Raw genomic sequence first — 24,561 nt, 5'->3', positions numbered from 1 at the left:
AGCCACTTGCATAGCATTCGTCTGACGCTGCGGGCGCTTGCCGCGCTGGCGCTTCTCACTGTCGCTCATGCCTGCGCCGCCGAACAGTCCGCGGCCCAGCAGGACGTCAGCCAGACCCTGGTCTCGCGCGCCAGACCGGCGCTTGCCGATGGCTACCCGCCGACGCTTTCGCTCGGCGTCAAGCGCAAGCTGGCGCGATACCGGGAGGAACCCTGGCCGCTGGCCTTCGTGGTCGCCCCCGACGGGGGCTACGCCACCTACTGGCGCTGCAGCGGACCCGGCTGCGACGGCGCGGACCGCGAATACGTCGCCCAGGTGCAGGAGGTCTGCCGCCGCTTCGGCCATCAGGGCGACTGCCTGGTGCACTCGATCCGCGACCGCAAGGTCTGGCCGGGGCCGGAGGTCTTCGAGACCGGAGTCCGTTCCCGCCTGATCGTGCCGTGGAAGCACGACAACATCGGACCGGAACGCGCCAGAGGCGTGATCGTCCACATCCCCGGCTTCGGCGGCGACCGTTATCCCCCCTCCCTCGACCATGAGCGCGCACCCTTTTTCCTGCGCCAGGCGAACAAGGAGGGCTGGGACACCTATCGTCTCAACATCGCCCACTACGACTACGGCATCGACAACGAGGCCGAGATCAACGCCCGGATCGCCGAGACGGTCCGCGAGATGCGCCGCCGCGGCTACGCCCGGGTCTATCTCAACGGCCAGTCCCGAGGCGCCTGGCAGATCCTGGGCGCGGCCCAGGCCAGCGATCTCGCCATCGATGGCGCCTTCATCATGGTGCCGGCGGCCCACGGCCGCGCCGAGACCTGGGACGGCCGAACCAATCCTCGCTACGCGGACAGCGACGCCGACTTCAGGGAACTGATCGCGCCGCTCGGCCGCTACCGTCTGTTCTTCGGCTTCTTCCGGGGCGATCAGTACGATCCCGGCGGCCGAGCCGAGGCGATCGGCGAACTGCATGGCGACCGGGTCGGAGAGAGCATCTTCGTGCTCGACCGACCGCCCGACCTGGCCGGCCACGGCGCCACCTGGCACCGCGCTTTCGACGGTCTCTATGCGCGCTGCGTGCGGGACTTTCTGGAGGGCGTCCCGGTCGCCTTCGAAAGCTGCACCGATCCGCTGTCGCTCGAGAACGATGGCATGGTCGCCACCCGTGAGCACGTCATGGCCCGCGGTGGCGAGCGCATGGAGGACGCCGAACTGCGGCGGTTCTTCGACGGCCGCGCCGCCTTTCCCGCCGCTGGCCCGCGCGGCTGGTGGGGTCTGTTGGCAGAACCCGGCGGCGGCCTGCTGCAATGGTTCCCGGGCAGCTACCTGACAGGCAACACGATCCGCTCCGAATGGCGCGTCGAGGATGACGGCTTCTGCATCATCGGCTCGCCCCGGCTGAACGCCAATCGCTACTGTTACGACGTCTACCGGCTGGACGACGGGAGGGTGGCCATGGTTGCGCCCGACGGCCTGGCCTTTGTCGGCGCGACACAGCCGGCCGACGACGTCGCCGCGCTGGGTTTCACGCCGGGCGACTGGCGTGGCGAGGAAGGCTCCTGAAGAACGCGGCCGTCTCCGCTCAGGCGCCGGCTTCCTCGCTGCCGCCCACGCGGTGGGCCAGGGCGGCCTCCATGAAGCGGTCGAGCTTGCCGTTGAGCACGCCCTGGGTGTCGCCCGTCTCCTCGCCCGTCCGGAGGTCCTTGACCATCTGGTAGGGGTGCAGGACGTAGGACCGGATCTGGTGGCCCCAGCCGATATCGGACTGGGCGTCGCGCATCGCCTGCTCTTCGGCCTCGCGCATCTGCAGCTCCCGCTCGTAGAGCCTGGCCTTGAGCATCTTCATCGCCGCATCGCGGTTCTTGTGCTGGCTGCGGTCGCTCTGGCACTGCACCACGATGCCGGTCGGCTCGTGGGTGATGCGCACCGCCGAGTCCGTTCGGTTGACGTGCTGACCGCCGGCGCCTGAGGCGCGGTAGGTGTCGACCCGCAGGTCCTTGTCCTCGATCTCGATCTCGATCTCGTCGTCGATCACCGGAAAGGCGCCGACCGAGGCGAAGCTGGTGTGGCGGCGGCTCTGGCTGTCGAAGGGGGAGATGCGCACCAGGCGGTGCACGCCGCTCTCCGATTTCAGCCAGCCATAGGCGTTGTGGCCCGAAACCCGGACCGTGGCCGACTTGATGCCGGCCTCCTCGCCGCCGCTCTCCTCGATCCACTCGACCTTGTAGCCATGCGCCTCGGCCCAGCGGACATACATGCGCAGCAGCATTTCCGCCCAGTCCTGGCTTTCCGTGCCGCCGGCGCCGGCATGGACTTCCAGATAGCTGTCATTGGCGTCGGCCTCGCCCGAGAGAAGGGCCTCCAATTCGCTCTTGTCGACCTTCTCCTTCAGCCGCTGGAGCGCAGCTTCGCCTTCTTCCACCGTGGCGGCGTCATCCTCTTCCTCGCCCAGCAGGATCAGTTCGGAGGTATCCTCCAGTTCCTGCTCCATGCCGCGCTGGGACGTGATGCCCTGTTCCAGCGCCGTGCGTTCGCGCATCAGCTTCTGGGCGCGGTCGGGGTCGTTCCAGAGGTCGGGATCCTCGGAAAGGGCGTTCAGTTCATCCAGTCGGCGAAGGGCGTCTTCCCAGTCAAAGACGCCTCCTCAGCAGTTCCAGCGACTGCTTGATTTCCTGGATGAGATTTTCGGTTTCGGCGCGCATGTTCGTCCCGCGATTCGTTGCCGTTGGATCGGAAGGAGGCGCAAACTAGAGCAAAAGCACGGTGGATGAAAACCACCCGTTTGCGCGGCAGATTCGCCGGCGTCCGACGGCGCGTCAGTAGACGCCGTCGACCAGGTCCTTGGCCTTGTCGCGCTTGACCGGCAGCTTGTCCGGCGTCGGATCCGCCCGGTTCGGCGCACGGTCGGCGGCAGGCTGGACCGCGCCATCGGCGCCGATGCCATCCAGCACGCCCTCGCCGCGGGCCTCCATGCCGGTGTCGGCGCGCACGGTGGCGACGGCGCGCTGTTCCGCCTCCGTCTTGAAGGCTTCCAGGATCACGTCGCTGCCGGAACCGGACACCGGCGTGCCGGAGCGGGCGTCGATCCGCACCAGACGGATGTCCGGCGGCACCCGGAACGGCGTCGACGGCTTGTCCTTCAGCCAGGCATCCATGATGTCGCGGAAGATCGGTGCGGCCACGCTGGAGCCGGTTTCGCCGTCACCCAGCGGCGACGGTTCGTCGAAGCCGGCGAAGACGCCGAGAGCCAGGTCCGGGGAGAAACCGACGAACCAGGTGTCGCGGCTCTCGTTGGTGGTGCCGGTCTTGCCGGCGAGCGGCTTGCCGACGGCCGAAACGCGCACGCCCGTGCCGCGCTTCACGACGCCCTCCAGCAGGGAGACCATCTGGTAGGCGGTGCTGCGGCGGATCACCTGTTCGCGCCGGTCGACGAGCTGCGGCTCCGCCTCGTCGGTCCAGTTGTCGATGCCGCAATCGCCGCAGTTCAGCGCGTCGTGGCTGTAGACCGTGGCGCCGCGGCGGTCCTGCACGCGGTCGATCAGGGTCGGCTCGATCTGCCGTCCGCCATTGACCAGCATGGCGTAGGCTGTGGTCAGCCTGAGCAGCGTGGTCTCACCGGCGCCCAGCGCGTAGGACAGCGCCTCCGGCATGTCGTCGTAGATCTCGAAGCGCTCGGCATAGTCCGCCACCGTCGCCATGCCGAGGGTCTGGGCCAGGCGCACGGTCATCAGGTTGCGCGATTTCTCGATGCCCAGCCTGAGCGTCGACGGACCGTAGAAGCGGTTGGAGTAGTTCGACGGCTTCCACTTGCCCTGTCCCGCACCCTGGTCGATGACGAAGGGCGCGTCGAGAATGATGCTGGCCGGCGTGAAGCCGCTCTCCAGCGCCGCGGCGTAGACGAAGGGCTTGAAGGCGGAGCCGGGCTGGCGCGCCGCCTGGGTGGCGCGGTTGAACTCGGAGCGTTCGCTGGAAAAGCCGCCGACCAGCGCCAGCACGCGGCCGGTGTGCGGATCCATCGCCACGACCGCGCCGTTGATCTTCGGGATCTGGCGGAGCTGCGGCTTGTCGGGATCCTCGGTATCGGGACCGATGAGCACCAGGTCGCCGCGGCCGAAAATGTCGGAGGTCCGCGACGGCGTCGGACCCGTCTTGCCCTCGGACAGAGGCTCGCGCGCCCATTGCAGCCGCTCCAGCGGCATGACGATGCTTTCGCCGCCCATGAGGCCGAGGCGCGCTTCGTTCGCCCCCGCTTCCAGCACGACCGCCGTCTCCCAGTGGTCCGGCGCGCCGACCGGCCGTTCCGTGGCGGCCAGCGATCCGGCCCAGTCGGCCATCTCCGTTTCGCTCAGCCGGCCGAAGGGGCCGCGATAGCCGTGGCGGCGGTCATAGGCGACCAGGCCTTCGCGCAGGGCGTGCCGGGCGATGCGTTGCAGCGCCGGCTCGACGGTGGCCTGTACCGACAGGCCGCCGGCGTAGAGCCCGGAATCGCCGTAGCGGTTCTTCAGTTCGCGGCGCACCTCCTCGGCGAACCAGCTTGCCTCCACCAGTTCCACCTCGCGCTGGCGGGTGGCCTGCAGCGGCTGCGCCCTGGCCTCGTCGGCGGTGCGCGGATCGATCATGTTCTCGACCGCCATCCGGTCGATCACCCAGTCGCGCCGGGCCCGTGCCCGTTCGTTGTGGCGGAACGGATTGTAGTTGTTCGGCGCCTTGGGCAGGGCCGCGAGGAAGGCCGCCTCGTCGACCGTCAGCTCGACCAGCGGCTTGTCGAAATAGGTCAGCGATGCCGAGGCCACGCCATAGGCGCCCTGACCGAGGTAGATCTCGTTCAGGTAGAGTTCGAGGATGTGGTCCTTGGAATAGGCCTGCTCGATGCGCAGCGCCAGGATCGCTTCCTTGATCTTGCGCGTGATCGAGACCTCGTTGGTCAGCAGGAAATTCTTGGCTACCTGCTGGGTGATCGTGGAGGCGCCGACCGGCCGGCGGTCCTTGCCGTAGTTGCGGATGTTCTGGACCACGGCGCGGGCGATCGCCTTCAGGTCGACGCCGGGATGCTGGTAGAATTCCGCGTCTTCGGCGGCCAGGAAGGCGTGGATGACCCGCGGCGGCACCGCCTCGATCGGCACGAACAGGCGATGTTCGCGTGCATATTCCGCCATCAGCCGGCCATCGCCGGCATAGACGCGCGTCGCCACCGGCGGCTCGTAGCTGGCGAGTTGGTCGTGTTCGGGCAGGTCGCGGCCGAAATGCCAATAGACGTAGTAGCCGGCCCCCGCCGCCGTGATCAGTCCGATCACCCCGAGGACCGACAGCCAGGCCAGGATCCTGAACAGGATTCTCATGTTCGCGGTCCAACTCCGTTGTTCGGTCCCGACGCTTTCTCGGTTCCCCGGTCCGTCCGCGACCGGTTCCGGTCAGGTTCTAACCCTGAAATGTGGTGCCGGGTAGGCAAGGGCAACACTACTTTTGTCGCAGGCGGAAATACGCGTCGATCGCTTCCGTCAGTGCCCGGGCGACGCGGTCCTGCCAGTCGTGGGAGATCAGCTTGCGCTCCTCGTCGGGGTTGGAAAGGAAGCCCAGCTCCACCAGCACGGACGGCACGTCAGGCGCCTTCAACACCCGGAAGCCGGCGAAACGGTGCGGGTTGCTGCGCAGTTTTATGGTGCGGCCGATCTCGTCCACGGCCACGCGGGCGAAGCGCGCCGAGTTGTTCATCGTCTCGCGCTGGACCAGATCGATCAGGATCAGATTGGTGACCTCGTCCGCGCTGCCGGCGATGTCCATGCCGGCCAGCAGGTCGGACTGGTTCTCGCGCCGCGCCAGCGCCTCCGTTTCCTTGTCCGAAGCGGTTTCCGAAAGCGTGTAGACGCCGGCGCCGCCGACGGACTGCCGCGGCGCCGCGTCGGCGTGCAGCGAGACGAACAGGTCGGCCCGCGCGCGCCGGGCGATCTCGACGCGATCGCGCAGCGAAATGAACCGGTCGTCCTCCCGCGTCATCACCACGCGATAGCGTCCCGTGGCGATCAGGACGTCCCGCAGCCGGCGGCCCACCTCCAGCACGACCTGCTTCTCGTGCGTGCCGCGAACGCCCAGCGCTCCGGGGTCGACGCCGCCATGGCCCGGGTCGACGACGACGGTCATCCGGGTGACCGGCCGGGGGGGCGGCAGTGGCGGGACGCCGGCGCCAAGATCGCGGACGGCGGGCCTCGACGGCGGCGGGCTGGTGAGGCGGGCCACCGCCGCATTCCGGGCGCTCCGGAACTCGGTGTCGCTGGCGGGACGAAGGTCGATCACCAGCCGGTGCCCCTGGCCGGCGGCGGGCGCCAGCATGAACTGGCGTTCGGCCAGGACCGGCAGCTCGGTTTCCAGCACCAGCCGTCCGGTATTTGCGGCGAAGCGGCCGTAGCGCATGTCGCGGATCAGGCCACGCGGCGGATCGGGCCGGGCCTCCAGCTGCCAGGCCGCGTCCTCGATGTCGATCACCACGCGGAACGGGTCATCGAGCACGAACAGGTTCCACTCGGCCTTCCCGGAAAGGTCGACGACAACGCGCGTCAGACCGACATGCTCACCGGTGCGGACACCCTTGATGAGGCTGGCGGCGCCGGCTGGCGCAGCCGTGAGCACGACGGCGGCGAGGATCGCGAGCAGGCGAATCATCGGGGCCAATATAGCGGCGAATCGCGGCCGCATCGTGAAGGGTGCGGCAATTGTCACAAGCGGTGTCGAGGAGGCTTGCTGAACGGACTCGCAATTTGCTAGTGTCCCATCCGCGAGTTTCAATCGCCCGTACTGCAGCCGCCGGTTTGGCGGGGCGGGACGTTGGTGAAGGATGAACCCCTACGGATAGTCAGCTCGGGTGGCCGGAGAGATTTCCACGATCGAAACGCCTGATTCGGATAGCGTGAATACGGTCGTTCGCTGCCCAAGGTCCAGACGCGCAAGGGCTCTTCCTGTCGAGGCGTTTCTTCGACAGCCACCGGTCGGCGATTGAATCTTAAGTGAAACTGCGAGGCTTCCCGGCCGCCAAATGGCGGCGGGTCGCACGGCAAGGGACCACGCCCTGGCGCAGCCGATTCATGCGGCGCGACCGTTCGGTGAATGGCGCCCGGCCCTGCAAGCTCCGCGACAACATATGACGGTCGCCGTTCCGTTGCTCGCCCGGACGCGCGCCGCCTAGGAGATTTGGCTTATGGCCACGCGCATGCTGATCGATGCGGCCCATCCTGAGGAAACCAGGGTCGTCATCGTCAAGGGCAACCGACTCGAGGAATTCGATTTCGAAGTCGGCAGCCGCAAGCCCCTGAAGGGCAATATCTATCTCGCCAAGGTTACCCGCGTCGAACCGTCCCTGCAGGCGGCGTTCGTGGAGTTCGGCGGCAATCGCCATGGTTTCCTGGCGTTCAACGAGATCCATCCCGACTACTACCAGATTCCGATCGCCGACCGCGAAGCCCTGCTGGCCGAGCAGCGCAAGGAGGTCGCCCGCGTCGCCGAGCAGGAAGAGGCGGAGATCGCCGAAACCGACGACGACGAGGATGACGGCGGCGATCAGCCGAAGCGCCGCGGCCGTGGCCGCGGCCGGGGCCGCCGCCGTGGCGGACGCGCCCCTGCATCCGAGAACGGCAATGGCGACGATGACGCCGAGGGTCCGGTCGAGAGCGTCGGCGGCGACGAGGTCGACGAGGAAGTCTCGCCCAGGCGCATTTCCTCCTCCCGCCCCTACAAGATCCAGGAGGTGATCAAGCGCCGCCAGATCATCCTGGTGCAGGTCGTCAAGGAGGAACGCGGCAACAAGGGCGCCGCGCTTACCACCTATCTCTCGCTGGCGGGTCGCTACTGCGTCCTGATGCCCAACACCGCCCGCGGCGGCGGCATCAGCCGCAAGATCACCAACGCCCAGGACCGGCGCAAGCTGAAGAGCGTCGTCGGCGAGCTGGAGGTGCCGGAGGGTACGGGCGTCATCGTGCGCACCGCCGGCGCCGCGCGCACGAAATCCGAGATCCGGCGCGACTTCGAGTTTCTGCTCAAGCTGTGGGACGATATCCGGGATCTGACGCTGCAGTCGACGGCGCCGGCGCTGGTCTACGAGGAAGCCTCGCTGATCACGCGCGCCATCCGCGACTTCTATTCCAAGGAGATCGAGGAAGTGCTGGTGGCGGGCGAAGAGGGCTACCGCGTCGCCAAGGACTTCATGAAGCGTATCATGCCGTCGCACGCCAAGCGGGTGCAGCCCTATCGCGATCGTATCCCGCTGCTGCACCGCTACCAGGTCGAGCCGCAGCTCGACACCATGTACTCCAAGGAAGTCACCCTGCCCTCGGGCGGCTACATCGTGATCGATTCCGCCGAGGCGCTGGTGGCCGTCGACGTCAACTCCGGCAAGTCCACGCGCGGCCGCTCCGTCGAGGAGACCGCCTACAAGACGAACCTGGAGGCGGCCGAGGAAGTCGCCCGTCAGCTCCGTCTGCGCGATCTGGCCGGGCTGATCGTCATCGACTTCATCGACATGGAAGACCAGCGCAACAACCGCTCGGTCGAGCGCAAGCTCAAGGAATGCCTGAAGGTCGACCGGGCGCGCATCCAGGTCGGCCGCATCAGTCATTTCGGCCTGCTCGAGATGTCGCGCCAGCGGCTCCGCCCGGGCGTGCAGGACGTCAACATGGAGGCCTGCCCCCATTGCGGCGGCAGCGGGCGCGTGCGCTCGATCGATTCGGCCTCGCTGCACATCCTGCGGGCCATCGAGGAGGAGGGCATCCGCGACCGCTCCGCCGAGATCCGGGTGAACATGCCGACGGCGATCGCGATCTACGTGATCAACAACAAGCGCCACGCGCTGGCGGAGATCGAGCAGCGCTATGGCTTCCGCGTCGAGATCGCCGCCGACGAGGAACTGCTGGCGCCCGACTTCCGCATCGAGCGGCTGACCGTCAAGGAGCCCGGCGCGGAAGCGCTGGACGAAAGCTGGCGTCAGCCGATCGAGCCCGACGAGGCCGAAGAAGCGGACGAGGCCGAAGAGGCTGACGAGGCCGATGAGGCGGAGGAGCGCGACAGGGACGACGCGCAGGATGGCGAAGAGGAGCGCGGCGGACGCCGCCGCCGGTCCTCCCGCCGGCGCCGCCGCGGCGGCGGGCAGCAGCCCGACGAGAGCGGAGACAAGGACGGCGAGAGCGACCGCGCCGAGGATCCGCAGCCGAAGTCCGAAACGGATGAAGGCGGCGCTTCCGACGATGACGAGGATGAGGATGGCAAGCGCCGTCGCCGGGGCCGCCGTGGCGGCCGCCGCCGGCGGGGCCGCCGGAGCGATGGCGAGGATTCGCCCTTCGTGATGGCCGCCGCGGTGCCGAATGACGAGGACGCCGAGGAAATCCAGCCCACGGGCGGTGAGGAACCGGTCGCCGGCGACAGCGAGACGGAGCCGGCCGCGACTGCCGAGGAGTCGGTGACGCAGGAAACTCCGTCGGCGGCAGAAGAGTCGGTGAACGAGGACGTTCCGGCCGCCGCCGAGGCTGCCGAACCGGCGCCGCGTCCGGCCACCGGGTCCGAGCCCGAAGCCGTTCAGACCGACGCCCAAGCGGACGCGGACCAGGAACCCGCCGCGCCGGCGGACGAGACCCCGGCCGGAGCCGGCGAGACAGCCGGCGCCGAGCCTGTTACCGAGGCCGAACCGGAACCGGCGCAGGCTGCGGAAGAGAAGACCGAAGAAAGCGTCGATGCCGCCCAGCCCGTGGAAGTGGCGCAACCCGCCAACGAGGACGAGCCGGAGCCGGCCGAAGAAGTGGCCGACGCCGGACCGCCCAAGCGCGGCTGGTGGCGGCGGCGCCCGCGGAACTGAACGGCAGAAGCAGAACGAAGAAAGGCCCCGGCGTCGTCGCCGGGGCCTTTTTCTTTCCGGGCAGTCAGTCCGCGGCGCGCAGGCCGATCCCCCACCCCGGCCGTCCCCCTTCCCGAAGGGGGAGGGTGGCCCGCGTCAGCGGGACGGGAGGGGGATCAATCGGCGCAAAACCGTGATCGGCCGTAACGCCGGTTGAGGCAGCTCAACGCGTGAAGTCGCGGAAGCCCTTGCCCTGGGCGACGAGATCCTCGATCAGCTTCGCCGGCTTCCACTCGTCCTCGCCGGAGATCTCGTGGAAATGGCGGATCCGCGCCAGCACCTTGTCCAGGCCGACATGGTCGGCGTAGTGCATCGGCCCGCCCCGGTGCTTCGGAAACGCGTAGCCGTAGACATAGGTGATGTCGATGTCGACCGGCCGGATGGCGATGCCTTCCTCCAGGATCTTCGCGCCCTCGTTGACCAGCGCGTAGATGCAGCGTTCCAGGATTTCCTCGTCGCTGACCTCGCGGCGCTTGAGCCCGGCTTCGGCCGCATGCTTCTCGATCAGTTCCTTGATGACCGGATCCGGCTTCGGTGTACGGTTGCCCTCTTCGTAGAGGAACCAGCCGGCGCCGGTCTTCTGGCCGTGGCGGCCCATCTCGACGATCTTGTCGCCGAGCGAGGAATAGCGCTTGCCCTGCGGCCAGGTCTTGAGCTGGTGCTGGCGCACGCGGTAGCCGACGTCGAGACCGGCCAGGTCGCCCATGGCGAACGGCCCCATGGCGAAGCCGAAGTCGTAGATGACGCGGTCGATGTCCTCGGGCTGCGCCCCTTCCTCGACCAGGAACTCGGCCTGGCGGCGATAGGGATGCAGCATGCGGTTGCCGATGAAGCCGTGGCAGTTGCCGGCCAGCACGGCGACCTTGCCGATCTTCTTGCCCATGTCCATGACCGTCTGGATGGTCTCCGGGCTCGATTTCTCGCCGCGGACATTCTCCAGCAGGCGCATGACGTTGGCCGGGCTGAAGAAATGGGTGCCGATGACATCCTCCGGCCGCTTCGTGGCGGATGCGATCTCGTCGATGTCCAGCGTCGAGGTGTTGGTGGCCAGCACTGCGCCGGGCTTCATCACCTGGTCCAGCTTCGCGAAGATCTCCTTCTTCAGGCCCATCTCCTCGAAGACCGCCTCGATGACGATGTCGGCGTCGGCGATGTCGTCATAGCTGGTGGTGGGCGTTAGCCGGCCCATGCGCGTCTCGACTTCCTCCAGGGGGAAGCGTCCGCGCTTCGCCGAGTTCTCGTAGTTCTTCCGGATGATGCCGAAGCCACGGTCCAGCGCCGCCTGCTCGTTCTCGACCAGCGTAACGGGGATGCCGGCATTGGCGAAGTTCATGGCAATGCCGCCGCCCATGGTGCCGCAGCCGATGATGGCGACCTTGCCGATCTTCTTCGCCTCGGTGCCCCTGGGCAGGTCCGGGATCTTCGCGACCTCGCGCTCGCCGAAGAAGATGTGGATCTGGGCCGCGCGCTGGGGGCTCTCCATCAGCTCGCCGAACAGCTCCCGCTCGCGCTTCAGCCCGTCTTCGAAACTCGAGGCCTTCACCGCGGCCTCGACCGCGGCGACGCAGTTCTGCGGCGCCAGCACGTCGCGCGCCTTCTTTGCCAGCTGGGCGCGGTATTCGTCGAAGATGGCCGGGTCGGCCTCGTCCAGCTTGCCGCGGTCGGCGGAGATCACCTTGAGCGGCGCGCCTTCGGCGACCAGCTTCTCGGCGAATGCGACCGCACCGGGGATCAGGTCGTCGACGATCTCGTCGACGATGCCGGCTTCCCTGGCCTTCGGCGCGGGGACCATGTCGCCCGAGGTGATCATGTCGAGGGCGGTCTTCACGCCGGCGACGCGCGGCAGGCGCTGCGTGCCGCCCGCGCCCGGCAGCAGGCCCAGCTTGACTTCGGGCAGGCCGACGAAGGATTTCGGCACGGCGACGCGGTAGTGGGCGGCGAAGGCCGTCTCCAGGCCGCCGCCCAGCGCCGTGCCGTGGATCGCGGCGACGACCGGCTTGGGGCTTTCCTCGTAGGCGCGGATGACGCTGTTCAGGTCCGGGGCCTGCATGGGCTTGCCGAATTCGCGGATGTCCGCGCCGGCGATGAAGGTGCGGCCGTCGCCGGCCAGCACCACGCCCTTGATGTCGTCGTCGGCGTTGGCCTCGGCCAGCCGGTCGGCGAGCCCCTGGCGCACGGCCTGGCTCAGCGCGTTGACCGGCGGGTTCTGCACCAGGATGACCCCGATCGACCCGTGTTTTTCAAGCACCACCGGTGACGACATGGCGGCTCCCTCCCTCTCGATCCGATTTGCGGCTGCAGCCCCTGGCGGGACCGCCCTTGCCGCATGGATTAGACGAGGCGGCGGAGGGCGTCAAAGACTAAGCCGCCGCCCGTCCCAGCGCCGGAGCAGGATCAGCGCGGCGACGGTCGAGGCCGCCGACAGCGCGGTCATGGCCAGATAGGCCTGGCCGCCGAAGACGCCGTAGAGCTGGCCCGCGGCGATGGCGCCGAAGCCCATGAACAGCCCCATGCCGAAGGCGGCGAAGAGCCCCTGGGCCGTGGCCGACATGCCGTCGGGCGCGGCGCGCTGGATGAAGTGCATGGCGCCCAGATGGGCCGCGCCGAAGGTGAAGGCGTGCAGCACCTGCAGCCCGAGAAGCGGCCAGAACGTCTCGGCCCACGCGGTGAGCGTCCAGCGCACCAGGCCCGAGGCGCAGCCGATCAGCAGAAGCGCGAGCGGTCCGATCCGGCCGATCAGCCGCCGCGACAGGGCGAAGAGGACGATCTCGGCGACCACGCCCACGGCCCAGAGCACGCCGATCTCGGCTTCCGAAAGGCCGATGCTCTTCCAGTGCAGCGAGCCGAAGCCGTAGAGGACCGCGTGCGCCGCCGAGTTGAAGCCGGTCGCCAGCAGGAAGATCGCGAACACCGGATGGCCGAGCAGGGCGAAGGGATTGCGCCGGCGCTGTTCGGGCCGGGGAAAGCGTATGTCGGGCAGGCCCGCGGAAGCCAGCGCCGTCAGCACGAAGCCGCCGACGACCAGCCAGAGGATGACGTCCGCGTCGCGGCCCTCCAGCAGCCAGCCCGCGCCATAGGCCGCGCCGATGAAGGTGATCGAGCCCCAGAGCCGTACGCGGCCATAGTCGATGCCGCGCTCGGCCGCCGCCGTCATGGTGACGTTGTCGGCCAGCGGCAGCACCGGCGAATTGAATGCCTGCATCAGCAGGGCGATGGCGAGGAAGACGGCGAAATGCTCCGCCTGGGAATAGAGCGCGAAGGCCGCGCCGGCGCAGATGACCAGCAGAACAACGGGGCGTCGGCGCTCTCCGCTCAGGTCCGCCCAACGGCTGCCGAGCGGATTCGCCAGCGGCTTGATCCAGAAGCCGACGGCGAGCAGCAGGCCGATCTGGTCCGAGGTCAGCCCGCGCGCGTCGAGATAGACCGGGAACCAGGGCATCATCACGCCGGCGGTCAGGAAGAAACAGCCGTAGAACAGCGACAGCCGGACCGACCAGCCCGTCGGCCCGCCGCCGGCGCGCGACAGGTCGGGGGCGGTCATGGACATGGCCCGCGATAACATGACGGCGCCCTCGGATTTGATCCGGGGCCCCGGAGCAGATGCTGCTTCTGGCTGGGTCCTCGGGTCAGGCTCGAGGACGCCGTCTGATGGTGGAGCACGTCAACTCGTCTGGTTCTTCGTCAGCGTCTCGTTGGTGATGGCGGCGGCGTAGTCGGCCTTGATCGCTTCGTGGCGCATGTCGATCGCCGGCTCCATCATCGCGTGGCTGAAGATGTAGAGCCGGTCTTCGACGATGCACTGCGTTACCCAGTCGGCCAACACTTCCGGCGGCATGCCGTGGGCGATCAGGTCGGTGACCGTCGCGGCGTCGTTGCCGCCGACCGCTTCGGCTTCCGACAGGACGCTCGCGCCCTCGGACGGGCCGGACGGGCGGCGCTTGCCGCTGTCGGTGATCGCCGTCTTCACCCAGCCGGGGCAGAGGACCGAGACGCCGATGCCTTCGGGCGCAAGCGCCTGGCGGAGGCATTCCGAATAGCCGACGACGGCGAACTTGGTGGCGCAATAGGGGCCCATCATCGGGTTCGCCCAGTGGCCGGCCATGGAAGCGGTGTTGACGATGTGGCCGCCCTCGCCGTGCCCGCGGATCAGCGGAAGGAAGGTCTCGACGCCGTGGACCACGCCCATCAGGTTGATGTCCACGATCCAGCGCCAGTCCTTCAGGCTGACCTCGCCGGGCTTGCCGCCCAGGCCGACGCCGGCATTGTTGAAGACCATGTGGACCTTGCCGAAGGCGTCGATGGTGGCCTGCGCGGCCTCTTCGACGCTCCGGGCGCTGGCCACGTCGCAGACGATGCCCTCCGCGGCCTGGCCGATCTCCGCCTTCGCCAGCGCCAGCGCGTCTTCGTCGATGTCCGCCAGCATGACCCGCGCACCCCGGTTCACCAGCGCCTTCGCCACCGCCAGGCCGATGCCGCTGGCGCCGCCGGTGACGAACGCGATCCTGTCCTCAATTTCCCTCATGCCGATCCGCCTCCGTGTTCACGTCTGCCGCCAATGACCACAATTGCAGCCGCGTTGGGAAGGCACTAAACCGAAGGCGGGAGCCTTGGGGGGGACGGAAAGATGATCCTGGCCGAACGGATGAGCCATCTGGGCACGGAGACAGCCTTCGAGGTGCTGGCCCGGGCCAACGCCCTGGCCGCGCAGGGCCGCTCGGTGATCAATCTCGGCATCGGCCAGCCCGACTTCCCCACCCCGGCGAACGTGGTCGAGGCCGGACGCAAGGCGCTGGCCGACGGCCATCACGGCTACACGCCCGCCAACGGCATCCCGGCGCTGCGCGAGGCAGTGGCCGGCGACATCCACCGCCGCTACGGCCACGAGGTGGATCCGGACCTGATCGTCTGCGTGCCGGGCGGCAAGGTGACCATGGCCTTCGCGATGCTGATCTTCGGCCAGCCGGGGACCGAGATCCTCTATCCCGATCCGGGATTTCCGATCTACCGCTCCATGATCCAGTTTTCCGGGGCGAAGGCGGTGCCGATCCGCCTCTATGAGAAGACCGGATTTTCCTTCTCCGCCGACGAGGTGCTGGGCCAGATCAACGAGCGCACGCGGCTGATCATCCTGAACTCGCCGGCCAATCCGACGGGCGGCGTCGTTCCGCGCGCCGAGATCGAGAAGCTGGTCGCGGGGCTGGAGAAGCATCCCGACGTCGCCGTCATGTCGGACGAGATCTATTCCTGCATGACCTATGACGGTCTCGATCATGTCACGCTGATGGACTATCCGTCGATCCGCGACCGGCTGATCGTGCTCGACGGCTGGTCGAAAACCTATGCCATGACCGGCTGGCGGCTGGGCTGGGGGCTCTGGCCGGAGCAGCTTGCCCCTCTGGCGGCGAAGCTGGCGGTCAATACCCATTCCTGCGTCAACGCCGCCACCCAGTATGCCGGCATCGAGGCGCTGCAGGGTCCCCAGGACGCGGTGGCGGAGATGGTCGCGGCCTTCGACCGGCGCCGGAAGCGGATCGTCGAACGGCTGAACGAACTGCCCGGCGTCTCCTGCGTGACGCCGAAGGGGGCGTTCTACGCCTTCCCCAACATCACCGCGACGGGGCTGGATTCCGGCACGTTGCAGGACCGCCTGCTGCAGGAAACCGGCGTCGCCGCCATCGCCGGCACCAGCTTCGGCGTGCTGGGCGAGGGCTATCTCAGGTTCTCCTACGCCAGTTCGATCGAGAACATCGAGGAAGCCATGGACCGCATCGCCGGCTGGCTGAAGGCGAACCTGTAGCAACGAACTTTTGTTCGATCCGGACGTGGCCATTGCCTCATAGGGTCATGCCCGCCTTGTGCGGGCATCCGGTCGTTCATGGACCTGCGGCGAAGCCGCACCGGACCCCCGCACAAGGCGGGGGTGACGGTGGGTTGGGCGGTTGATCCGGTCAGGCCGTGGAGCGCCTTACGGCTTCTCCGGCATCGGGCCGGCCAGGAGCGCCGGATCGAGGCGTTCGGCAAACCAGTTCACGCGCCAGTCCAGATGCGGCCCCGTGGAGCGGCCGGTAGAGCCGACCTCGGCGATCTTCTCGCCTTGCGCCACGCGCTGACCGACCTCGACGCCGATCGAAGAGAGGTGGGAGTAGACGCTGGTTACGCCGTGGCCGTGGTCCAGCATCACCGTGCCGCCGGTGAAATAGAGGTCGGGCGCGGCCAGGCGCACGATGGCGTCGGTGGGCGCGTGAACCGCCGTTCCCGTGTCGGCGGCGATATCGATGCCGAAATGCGGCCGGCGGGGTTCCCCGTTGAGAACCCGCTGGCTGCCGAAGACGCCGGAGACGATACCCACCGTCGGCCAGCGCCAGGCTTGTGTGAAGAAAGTCTCGGACGTGTCGATCGCGCGGACCTCGGCGATTTCTGCAGCCTCGCGGCGGATGCGCTTCAGCGCCTCCGCGTCGGGTGTCACCATCTTCTCCGGCAGGCCGTCGATGCGCTGGATGTCGTAGTCGCGCTTGCCGACCACCAGCGTCGCGACGCTGTCGCCGACCCTGAGTTCGGCGGTCCCGTCGTGGTCGCGGCCGAAGCCCAGCACGAACCGCCCGTCGGGCGAGACCCGGATCGGCTCCCCGTTCAACAGCACTTCGGTCCCCGGTTCGGTGCGACCGGTCAGCATCCCGCCCTGCACGGCGTTGCCGGAAATCTCGTAGGCGGCGGCTGGCAGGGAAAGGCAGAGGAGGAAGAACGCGAGAACGCTACGCATCAGAACAGGTCTCCTTGCTCGGGCTTCTTCGGCGCTTCCTTCGCCCGGCGCGCGGCGGGTTTGCCGTCGCCCGCGGCGACCGCGTTGCGGCGGCCGTCGGCGAACTCGATCTCGAGCGCGGCACCCGCCTGCACCGCCGCGGCGCGGGTCAGCGGCTGGCCGGCATCGTCGCGAATGACGGCGAAACCACGCTGCAGCGTTGCCTTGTAGGAAAAGACTTCCAGCAGCCGCGCCGTCCCGTCGAGGCGCTGGCGGCGGTCGCGCTGCAGTCGGCCGAAGTCGCGCTCCAGCGCCAGCGCCGCGCGGCCCAGCCCTTCGCGGCCGTCGCGGATAGGCTGGCGAAGCAGTTGCGGGCGCAAGCCTCCGGCGCTCTCGGTCAGGCGCTGGCGGCCCCGGGCGGTGCCGATGCGGAGCGCGCGGCCCAGCGCATCGCCGAGGTCGTCGAGGCGCTGGCCATGCTGCTGCAGCAGCCGGCGCGGATCGACGATCCCCCGCGCCAGACCGGTGAGCGCGTTGCGCCGTTCCGCCTGCAGCCGCCGGAGCGCGCCCAGGCTGCGGCGCGACAGATCGCCGACCTGCATGGCGATCTCGGCGCGAACCGGTACGGCCATCTCCGCGGCGGCGGTGGGCGTCGGCGCGCGGCGGTCGGCGGCATGGTCGATCAGCGTGGTGTCGGTCTCGTGCCCGACCGCCGAGATCACGGGGATTTCGCTTTCGGCGACGGCGCGGACGGCGACTTCCTCGTTGAAGGCCCAGAGATCTTCGATCGAGCCGCCGCCGCGGGCGACGATCAGCAGATCCGGCCGGTCCGGCGCGGTGAAGCGGTTGAAGCCCTCGACGGCGCGGGCGACCTGCTCGGCCGCCGTTTCCCCCTGCACCAGCACCGGCCAGACAATCACACGGCGCGGGAAGCGGTCCTGCAGGCGATGCAGGATGTCGCGGATCACTGCGCCCGTCGGGCTGGTGACCACGCCGATGATCTCCGGCAGCCAGGGCAGGGGGCGCTTGCGCTCGGCCGCGAACAGGCCCTCCGCCTGCAGCTTGCGCCGGCGCTGCTCCAGCAACGCCATCAGCGCGCCCTCACCGGCGGGCTCCATGCTCTCGACGACGATCTGGTACTTGGACCGCGCGGGATAGCTGGTGACGCGGCCCCGGCAGAGCACCTCCAGCCCGTCCTCCGGGCGGAAGTTCAGCTTCGCCGCCTGGCCGCGCCAGACGATCCCGTCGATGACCGCCTTGTCATCCTTCAGGCCGAAATAGAGATGACCGGAGGCGGCGCGCTTGAAGCCTGAAATCTCGCCGCGCAGGACGACATGGCCGAAGGCGTCCTCCAGCGTCCGCTTCAGCTTCTGGGACAGCTCGCTGACCGTGAAGGCGGGGACGTTGGAGCCGGAATCGTTCGGTGCGCCTGACATGGCCCGACCATACACCGACAAGGGGGGCGGCTGTCAGGCCCGTCCGCGCATCAGGTCCGACATGCGCTCGGCGATCATGATGGTCGGCGCGTTGGTGTTGCCGCCGATCAGGCTGGGCATCACCGAGGCGTCGATCACCCTCAGTCCCTCGACGCCGCGGACGCGGCATTCCGGGTCGACCACCGATTCCGGGTCGGAGCCCATTCGGCAGGTGCCGACAGGATGATAGATCGTCTCCGCCTTGCGGCGGATAAAGGCGTCGATGTCCGCCTCCGATTCGACGCCGGGGCCGGGATAGATCTCCTTGCCCACATGCTCGCCGAGCGGCGCGGCCGACAGCATCCGCCGGCCGATCGCGACGCCGCGCCTCTGCGCCGCCAGGTCGTCCTCGTGGTCCAGATAGTTCGGATCGATCAGCGGCGGCGCCAGCGGGTCCGGCGATTGCAGCCCGACCCGCCCGCGGCTCTTCGGGCGCAGGTCGCAGCAGTGCAGGGTGACGCCGTGCGCCTTGATGCGGTTCTGGCCGTGGCTGTCGCTGACCACCGGCAGGAAGTGATACTGCAGGTCTGGCAGTTGCTTCTCCGGCGCCGACCGCACGAAGGCGCCGGCCTCGGCGAAGTTGCTGGTCAGCATGCCGGTGCGGCCCCTGCGGTATTCGCGCAGCGCCCGGAGGCCCATCCACAGCCCCTTCATGGTGAAGGCGAAGCCCAGCGCCGTCGTGGTGCGGGCGACCACCGAGACGTCGAGATGGTCCTGCAGGTTCTGCCCCACCGACGGCCGGTCGGCCTTCACCGGAATCTCGAAGGCCTTCAGTTCCTCGCCCGGCCCGACGCCCGACAGCATGAGCAATTGCGGACTGTGCGCCGCGCCGCCGGCCAGCAGCACCTCCCGGTTCGCCCTGACCTCGACGACCTCGTTGCCGCGGTTGTAGGCGACGCCGACGGCGCGGCCCTCCTCGATCAGCACCCGGTTGGCATGGGCCAGGTCGACGATCTCCAGATTGGGCCGTTCCACGCCCTCCAGATAGGCGTGATAGGCGCTGCAGCGGCTGCCGTCCTTCTGGGTGAGCTGGTAGAGGCCGGCGCCCTCCTGCCGGTCGCCGTTGAAGTCCGCGTTCTCGGCGATCTGCTGGGCGGCGCAGCTCTCGACATACATCCGCGACATGGGATTGGGCGAGCGCGGGTCGGCGACATTGAGCGGCCCGCCGATGCCGTGCAGGTCGTCGGTCAGCCGCTCGTTGTGCTCGGAGCGGCGGAAATAGGGCAGCACCGTCTGCCAGTCCCAGCCCGCGCAGCCTTCGTCGCTGGCCCAGCGGTCGTAGTCGTCGCGGTGGCCGCGGATATAGACCATGCCGTTGATGGCGCTGGAGCCGCCCATCACCTTGCCGCGGGGCCAGAACAGTTCGCGGTTGTCCAGGTTCTTCTGCGGCGCGGTCCTGAGCAGCCAGTTGCTGTTCGGGTCCTTCATCGTCTTGATGAGCCCGGCGGGCACGCGCACCGACCAGTCCTGCTTCGCCGGCCCCGCCTCCAGCAGGCAGACCGTCACGTCCGGGTCTTCGGAGAGCCGGCTGGCCAGCACGCAGCCGGCGGAACCGCCGCCGACGATCACGTAGTCGAATGACGCCACCGCGTCCCCCTCCCTCTGTCTCTTTCGCCGGACTGCAACGCATAAATGACCGTCGGTCAATATTGCGCCGCGCTTGCGCGTCGGGGCGGACCGGATTATTTTAAGCTTAAAGTAATTTCGGGGAGGCGGCGGAAAGATGAGCGAGAGCGGGAAGGCCCATGTCCTGGTGACCGGCGGCGCGCAGGGCGTCGGCCGGGCAGTGGCGGAGCGGTTCCTGGCGGCCGGCCACCCGGTCACCATCACCGGCCGCAAGGCCGAGGCGCTGGAGAAGGCGGCCGGCGAGATGGGCGGCGCGGTCCACGCAATCGCGGCGGATGTCTCGGTCGAGGACGATGTGGCCCGCCTGTTCGAGCAGGCGGCGGAAGCGGCCGGCCCCGTCGGCGTGCTGGTCAACAATGCCGGCATGTCGGGTTCGGCGCCGCTGTCGCGCATGTCGGTCGATCACTTCGACCGGATGATGGCGGCGAACGCCCGCGGCGTCTTCCTCTGCTGCCGCGCGGCCGCGAAGCCCATGGCGGACGTGGGCGGCGGGCGGATCATCACCGTCGCCTCGACCGCCGGCCTGAAGGGCTATGCCTATGTGGCCGGCTATGTCGCCTCCAAGCACGCCGCGGTGGGGCTCACCCGCGCGCTGGCGCTGGAACTGGCGGGCAAGAACATCACCGTCAACGCCATCTGCCCGGGCTTCGTCGAGACGCCGATGACGGTGCAGACCATCGCCAACATCGTCGAGAAGACCGGCCGCTCCGAAGAGGAGGCCCGCGCGGAGTTGGTCAAGTTCAACCCGCAGAAGCGCCTGATCGAGACCGACGAGATCGCCGATCTGGCGCTCTGGCTGGCGGGGCCGGGCGCGCGCTCGGTCAACGGTCAGGTCATTGCCATCGACGGCGGCGAGAGCGCCTGATGTCCGCGGCCGGCAAGCTCCGTCCCGATCCCAAGCTGGAGCTTCGGCTCTGGCTGCGCATGCTGGCCTGCACGGGCCAGATCGAGCGGACCATCCGCAGCCGCCTGCGCGAGGAATTCGACACCACCCTGCCGCGCTTCGACGTGCTGGCCCAGCTCGACCGCGCCGCCGACGGCCTGACCATGGGCGCGCTTTCGGGGCGGCTGATGGTCTCGGCCGGAAACGTCACCGGGCTGGTCAACCGCCTGGCCGAGGAGGGGCTGGTGGAGACGGCGCGCCTGCCGGAGGACCGCCGCACCCAGGTCGTCCGCCTGACCGAGGCCGGCAAGACGGCCTTCGACCGCATGACCCCGGCCCATGAAAGCTGGATCGATTCGATGCTTTCGGCCCTGACGCCGGGCGAGGCGGAGGCGCTCTATGGCCTGCTGGGCAAGGTGCGCACCGGCCTGCAACAGGAGACCGCGCGGTGAAACTGCTCGAACCCCTCGACATCAACGGCATGGTCCTGCCCAACCGGATCGCCGTGCCGGCCATGGTCACGCGGCTGTCGGGCGAGGACGGCTATGTCAATGACGACATCGTCGACCGCTACCGCCGCTATGCCGAGGGCGAGGTCGGCCTGATCGTGGTCGAGGCGATGGCGATCCATCGCTCCAAGTCCGGTCCGCTGCTGCGCATTTCCCATGATGACTTCATCGAGGGCCACCGCAGGCTGGCCGCCGCCGTCCACGAGGCCTCGGATTCGAAGGTGGTGCCGCAGATCATCCACTTCATGAAGGTGGCGCGCTCCGGCTGGCGGCAGCGGATCGAGGATCTGAGCGCCGGCGACATCGAGAGCATCATCGAGGACTTCGGCCTCGCCGCGCTGCGCGCCCGGGAAGCGGGCTATGACGGGGTCGAGCTGCACTCGGCGCACGCCTATACGCTGTCGTCGTTCCTCAGCCGCCGCAACCGGCGCAAGGACGCCTATTCGGGCCGCACGCTGGAGGGCCGGCTGGCCATGTTCGGGCGGGTCATGGCGGAGGTGCGCCGCCGCGTCGGCGACGACTTCCCCGTCGGCATCCGCTTTCTGGCCGAGGAAGCGATCAAGGACGGCTACACGGTCGACGAGGCGAAGCGCATCGCGCTGCGCATGGCCCAGGCGGGCGTCGACTACATCTCGCTGTCGGTCGGCGGCAAGTTCGAGGACGCGGTCCACCGCGAGGGCCAGCCGCTCTATCCCTATACCGGCTATTCGGGCGACCGCTGCATGCCGGGGAACTGGTATCCCGGCCTCCCGCACGCCCACCTTGCCGCCGAGATCAAGGGCTTCATCAACGCCAAGGGCTATCATCCCCCGGTCATTTCGGTGGGCAAGATCGCCGACCCCGTGGACGCCGAGCGCCTGCTTCAGGAAGGCAAGGCCGACATCATCGGCATGGCGCGTCAGCTGCTGGCCGATCCGGACTGGCCGAAGAAGGTGCGCCAGGACCGCGCCGACCGGATCGTGCGCTGCATCTACTGCAATGTCTGCAAGCAGCTCGACGAGAACTTCAAGGAGGTGCACTGCTTCCTCTGGCCCAAGGGCGCGCGCCAGGCGCCGGCCGACGATCCGGATGGCGCCGCGCCGCAATGGCCGGAAGACGGCGCGGGGCTGACCGCCGCGGTCGACGGCGGCCAGGTGCGGCTCGCCTGGAAGTCCGTCGACGACGTCATCGGCTACGACGTCTACCGCTCCGAGGACGGCGGGCCGGCGACGGTCGCCGAGGCGGTGAAGTCCACCAAGCATGTCGACCGCACCGTCCTGGGCGGTCTGACCTACACCTATTACGTCCGCGCCTTCGACGCCCATGGCAATGCCGGGCCGCCTTCGGAGGCCGTGACCGTGGAGATGCCCCTGCCGGAGGGGCTGCCGTTCCGGGAGGCGGCCGATGTCCGCTGAGCCCTTCCAGCCCACGGGCCGCTCGGCCCATGTCGACAGCTTCGCGCGCGACCGGCTGCCGCCGAAGGACCAGTGGCCGGCGATCTCCTTCGACGGCCTGCCGGAACTCCGCGCCTATCCGGGCCAGATCAATTGCGGCGCGGCGCTGCTCGACCGCGCGGCAGAATGGTTTCCCGACCGGCCGGCCTATCTCTACCGCGACCATGTCTGGAGCTACGCCGAACTGAAGGCGCGCACGGACCGCATCGCCCACGTTCTCGTCGACGACTGCGGCGTCCGGCCCGGCAACCGGGTGATGATCCGGGGCGCCAACACGCCGATGTTCGTGGCCATCTGGTTCGCGGTCATGAAGGCCGGCGCCATCGCGGTGGCGACCATGCCGCTGCTGCGCGCCAGGGAACTGGTCTACATCGCCGGGAAGGCGGAGGTGGCGCTGGCGCTCTGCGACCGGCGGCTGGAGGAGGACATGGCAAAGGCCGTGGCGGCCAGCGATCATCTGCAGCGCGTGGTTCATTTCGCCGGGGATCTCGCCTCCGAGGACGAGCTGGAGCGGGCCATGGCCGGGAAGCCGGAGAGCTTCGCTGCGGCGGACACCGCGGCCGACGACGTCTGCCTGATCGCCTTCACCTCCGGCACCACGGGCCAGCCCAAGGGCTGCATGCACTTCCACCGCGACGTCATGGCGATCAACGACACCTTCTGCCGTCATGTGCTCCGGCCCGACGAGACCGACGTCTTCACCGGCAGTCCGCCGATCGCCTTCACCTTCGGCCTGGGCGCCCTGGTGACCTTCCCCGTCTCGGTCGGCGCGGCGACCCTGCTCAGCGAACAGTTCACCCCGGAGACCACGCTGCAGGCGATCCAGGATTACCGGGTGACGACGCTGTTCACCGCACCCACGGCCTTCCGCGCCATGACGGCCCTGGCTGCGGACTACGACCTTTCCTCGCTGACCAGGTGCATCAGCGCCGGCGAGACGCTGCCCGGCCCGGTCTGGGAGGGCTGGCGCAAGGCCACCGGGGTGCGGATCATCGACGGCCTCGGCTCGACGGAGATGCTGCACATCTTCATCGCCGAGCGGCCGGAGAACATGCGCGCCGGGCTGACGGGCCGCGCCATTCCGGGCTACGAGGCGCGGGTTGTGGGCGAGGATGGCCGCGACTGCGCGCCCGGCGAGGTCGGCCTTCTGGCGGTGCGCGGGCCGACGGGCGTGCGCTATCTGGACAATCCGGAGCGGCAGGCGGACTACGCCCGGGAGGGCTGGAACTTCACCGGCGACAGCTACGCCATGGAGGCCGACGGCTGGTTCCGCTACGCGGCGCGCTCCGACGACATGATCATTTCCTCGGGCTACAACATCGCCGGACCGGAGGTGGAGGGGGCGCTGCTGACCCATCCGGATGTCGCCGAGTGCGCCGTGGTCGGCGCGCCCGACGAGGACCGTGGGCAGGTGGTGAAAGCGTTCGTCGTGCTGCGCCGGGGCGTGGCGAACGGGCCGGCGACCGCGAAGGCGCTGCAGGATCACGTCAAGGCGGAGATCGCACCCTACAAGTATCCGCGGCAGGTCGCGTTCGTCGGCGAACTGCCGAAGACGCAGACCGGCAAGGTGCAGCGCTTCGTGCTGCGCGAGGGAGAGGAAGGCTGATGGTCGAGAAGGTCGATATCAGGGCGGCGCTGGCGGACAGGCCGTTCTTCAGGGGCCGGGCGCCGGACAACGAGGCGGAAGCTGGCGCGGCCTTCGCCAGGCTGGGCCGGATCAACAACGGCGAGATATTCGCCGGCAGCTACTCGGGAGCCACGCCCTGGGAGCGCCACCGCAATGGCGACGAACTGGTGCAGGTGCTGGATGGCGTCACCACCATCACGATCCTGACGGCCGAGGGCGCGGAGCGCCATGAACTGACGGGCGGACAGTTCGTCGTCGTGCCGGCCGGGTGCTGGCACCGCTTCGAGACGCCGGACGGGGTCACCGTGATGACGGCGACACCTCTGCCGACGGACCACTCCAGCGCCGCCGATCCGAGAATGGAGGAGGACTAGACGGAATTATTCTGCAGCCGCTGGCAT

General features: G+C 68.8%; 17 protein-coding genes. 8 read left to right on the top strand and 9 right to left on the bottom strand.

From position 1 onward, the window contains the following. Nucleotides 1-6: 6 nt before the first annotated feature. Complete coding sequence (locus tag TEF_20690) at nt 7-1,560, top strand: hypothetical protein (protein ID ANK82953.1); 1,554 nt, start codon at nt 7-9, stop codon at nt 1,558-1,560. A 19-nt stretch (nt 1,561-1,579) separates the two neighbouring features. Here the strand turns inward: TEF_20690 and TEF_20685 are convergent, their stop codons facing one another. The 3 genes from TEF_20685 to TEF_20675 all read right to left on the bottom strand — a co-directional run bounded on the left by TEF_20685 (nt 1,580) and on the right by TEF_20675 (nt 6,687). After that, nucleotides 1,580-2,536, bottom strand: coding sequence for a peptide chain release factor 2 (locus TEF_20685; protein ID ANK82952.1), 957 nt, complete (start codon nt 2,534-2,536; stop codon nt 1,580-1,582). A 277-nt stretch (nt 2,537-2,813) separates the two neighbouring features. Continuing rightward, entirely contained in the window at nt 2,814-5,336 is a 2,523-nt protein-coding gene (locus TEF_20680; protein ID ANK82951.1) for a penicillin-binding protein, read from the bottom strand. A gap of 118 nt (nt 5,337-5,454) precedes the next feature. Then, on the bottom strand, nt 5,455-6,687 hold the full coding sequence (locus tag TEF_20675) for a hypothetical protein (protein ANK82950.1): 1,233 nt from the start codon (nt 6,685-6,687) through the stop codon (nt 5,455-5,457). Nucleotides 6,688-7,186: 499 nt separating this feature from the next. Here TEF_20675 and TEF_20670 point away from each other — a divergent pair, with 499 nt between their 5' ends. Next, nucleotides 7,187-9,829 (top strand): hypothetical protein, encoded by a 2,643-nt coding sequence (locus tag TEF_20670; protein ANK82949.1) that lies wholly within the window; start codon nt 7,187-7,189, stop codon nt 9,827-9,829. A gap of 202 nt (nt 9,830-10,031) precedes the next feature. On the opposite strand, the gene TEF_20665 is transcribed toward TEF_20670, so the two are convergent. From TEF_20665 to TEF_20655, 3 genes are all read right to left on the bottom strand, one after another. Beyond that, a complete protein-coding gene (locus tag TEF_20665; GenBank protein ANK82948.1) occupies nt 10,032-12,131 on the bottom strand; it encodes a 3-hydroxyacyl-CoA dehydrogenase in 2,100 nt (699 codons plus the stop codon). 90 nt (nt 12,132-12,221) lie between these two features. Continuing rightward, nucleotides 12,222-13,409 carry a hypothetical protein gene (locus tag TEF_20660; GenBank protein ID ANK83635.1) on the bottom strand — a complete coding sequence of 396 codons (1,188 nt, stop codon included), beginning with the start codon at nt 13,407-13,409 and terminating at the stop codon, nt 12,222-12,224. A 120-nt stretch (nt 13,410-13,529) separates the two neighbouring features. Beyond that, the gene (locus TEF_20655) at nt 13,530-14,390 is read right to left on the bottom strand and encodes a hypothetical protein (protein ANK82947.1); all 861 of its coding nucleotides are present in this window, start codon (nt 14,388-14,390) and stop codon (nt 13,530-13,532) included. A gap of 102 nt (nt 14,391-14,492) precedes the next feature. Between TEF_20655 and TEF_20650 the strand changes: the two genes are divergently transcribed. Next, the gene (locus TEF_20650) at nt 14,493-15,665 is read left to right on the top strand and encodes an aspartate aminotransferase (GenBank protein ANK82946.1); all 1,173 of its coding nucleotides are present in this window, start codon (nt 14,493-14,495) and stop codon (nt 15,663-15,665) included. Between the two features lie 168 nt (nt 15,666-15,833). Here TEF_20650 and TEF_20645 read toward each other — a convergent pair whose 3' ends face one another. Genes TEF_20645 through TEF_20635 form a run of 3 tightly spaced genes read right to left on the bottom strand, consistent with a single transcriptional unit; the run spans nt 15,834 to nt 19,669 of the window. Then, nucleotides 15,834-16,628: a peptidase gene (locus TEF_20645; GenBank protein ANK82945.1), complete on the bottom strand. Its 795-nt coding sequence runs from the start codon at nt 16,626-16,628 to the stop codon at nt 15,834-15,836. Beyond that, on the bottom strand, nt 16,628-18,043 hold the full coding sequence (locus TEF_20640; protein ID ANK82944.1) for an exodeoxyribonuclease VII large subunit: 1,416 nt from the start codon (nt 18,041-18,043) through the stop codon (nt 16,628-16,630). Before TEF_20640 ends, TEF_20645 begins: the two co-directional genes overlap by 1 nt. 33 nt (nt 18,044-18,076) lie before the next feature. Beyond that, complete coding sequence (locus TEF_20635) at nt 18,077-19,669, bottom strand: hypothetical protein (protein ANK82943.1); 1,593 nt, start codon at nt 19,667-19,669, stop codon at nt 18,077-18,079. Between the two features lie 136 nt (nt 19,670-19,805). On the opposite strand from TEF_20635, the gene TEF_20630 reads away from it, so the two are divergent. From TEF_20630 to TEF_20610, 5 genes are read left to right on the top strand one after another with little or no spacing between them, the layout of a single operon-like run. After that, nucleotides 19,806-20,573 carry a 3-hydroxyacyl-CoA dehydrogenase gene (locus TEF_20630; GenBank protein ID ANK82942.1) on the top strand — a complete coding sequence of 256 codons (768 nt, stop codon included), beginning with the start codon at nt 19,806-19,808 and terminating at the stop codon, nt 20,571-20,573. After that, entirely contained in the window at nt 20,573-21,043 is a 471-nt protein-coding gene (locus TEF_20625; protein ID ANK82941.1) for a hypothetical protein, read from the top strand. The genes TEF_20630 and TEF_20625 overlap by 1 nt, the downstream gene beginning before the upstream one ends. Further along, a complete protein-coding gene (locus TEF_20620) occupies nt 21,040-22,494 on the top strand; it encodes a hypothetical protein (protein ID ANK82940.1) in 1,455 nt (484 codons plus the stop codon). Before TEF_20625 ends, TEF_20620 begins: the two co-directional genes overlap by 4 nt. Continuing rightward, nucleotides 22,484-24,139 carry a 2-aminobenzoate-CoA ligase gene (locus TEF_20615; protein ANK82939.1) on the top strand — a complete coding sequence of 552 codons (1,656 nt, stop codon included), beginning with the start codon at nt 22,484-22,486 and terminating at the stop codon, nt 24,137-24,139. Before TEF_20620 ends, TEF_20615 begins: the two co-directional genes overlap by 11 nt. After that, complete coding sequence (locus TEF_20610) at nt 24,139-24,534, top strand: hypothetical protein (GenBank protein ANK82938.1); 396 nt, start codon at nt 24,139-24,141, stop codon at nt 24,532-24,534. Before TEF_20615 ends, TEF_20610 begins: the two co-directional genes overlap by 1 nt. Nucleotides 24,535-24,561: the final 27 nt, after the last annotated feature.

Source organism: Rhizobiales bacterium NRL2, from assembly GCA_001664005.1.
In the GTDB taxonomy this organism is placed as follows: Bacteria; Pseudomonadota; Alphaproteobacteria; order Minwuiales; family Minwuiaceae; genus Minwuia.
Note: the sequence above shows the minus strand (reverse complement) of the source record. Positions and strands in the feature narration are given on the sequence as shown.

Coding starts and splice junctions, on each gene's coding strand:
- TEF_20625 (ANK82941.1), top strand. CDS start 20,573: ATGTCCGCGGCCGGCAAGCTCCGTCCCGATCCCAAGCTGGAGCTTCGG.
- TEF_20655 (ANK82947.1), bottom strand. CDS start 14,390: ATGAGGGAAATTGAGGACAGGATCGCGTTCGTCACCGGCGGCGCCAGC.
- TEF_20650 (ANK82946.1), top strand. CDS start 14,493: ATGATCCTGGCCGAACGGATGAGCCATCTGGGCACGGAGACAGCCTTC.
- TEF_20615 (ANK82939.1), top strand. CDS start 22,484: ATGTCCGCTGAGCCCTTCCAGCCCACGGGCCGCTCGGCCCATGTCGAC.
- TEF_20680 (ANK82951.1), bottom strand. CDS start 5,336: ATGAGAATCCTGTTCAGGATCCTGGCCTGGCTGTCGGTCCTCGGGGTG.
- TEF_20640 (ANK82944.1), bottom strand. CDS start 18,043: ATGTCAGGCGCACCGAACGATTCCGGCTCCAACGTCCCCGCCTTCACG.
- TEF_20675 (ANK82950.1), bottom strand. CDS start 6,687: ATGCGGCCGCGATTCGCCGCTATATTGGCCCCGATGATTCGCCTGCTC.
- TEF_20645 (ANK82945.1), bottom strand. CDS start 16,628: ATGCGTAGCGTTCTCGCGTTCTTCCTCCTCTGCCTTTCCCTGCCAGCC.
- TEF_20630 (ANK82942.1), top strand. CDS start 19,806: ATGAGCGAGAGCGGGAAGGCCCATGTCCTGGTGACCGGCGGCGCGCAG.
- TEF_20670 (ANK82949.1), top strand. CDS start 7,187: ATGGCCACGCGCATGCTGATCGATGCGGCCCATCCTGAGGAAACCAGG.
- TEF_20610 (ANK82938.1), top strand. CDS start 24,139: ATGGTCGAGAAGGTCGATATCAGGGCGGCGCTGGCGGACAGGCCGTTC.
- TEF_20660 (ANK83635.1), bottom strand. CDS start 13,409: ATGACCGCCCCCGACCTGTCGCGCGCCGGCGGCGGGCCGACGGGCTGG.
- TEF_20665 (ANK82948.1), bottom strand. CDS start 12,131: ATGTCGTCACCGGTGGTGCTTGAAAAACACGGGTCGATCGGGGTCATC.
- TEF_20685 (ANK82952.1), bottom strand. CDS start 2,536: ATGCGCGAACGCACGGCGCTGGAACAGGGCATCACGTCCCAGCGCGGC.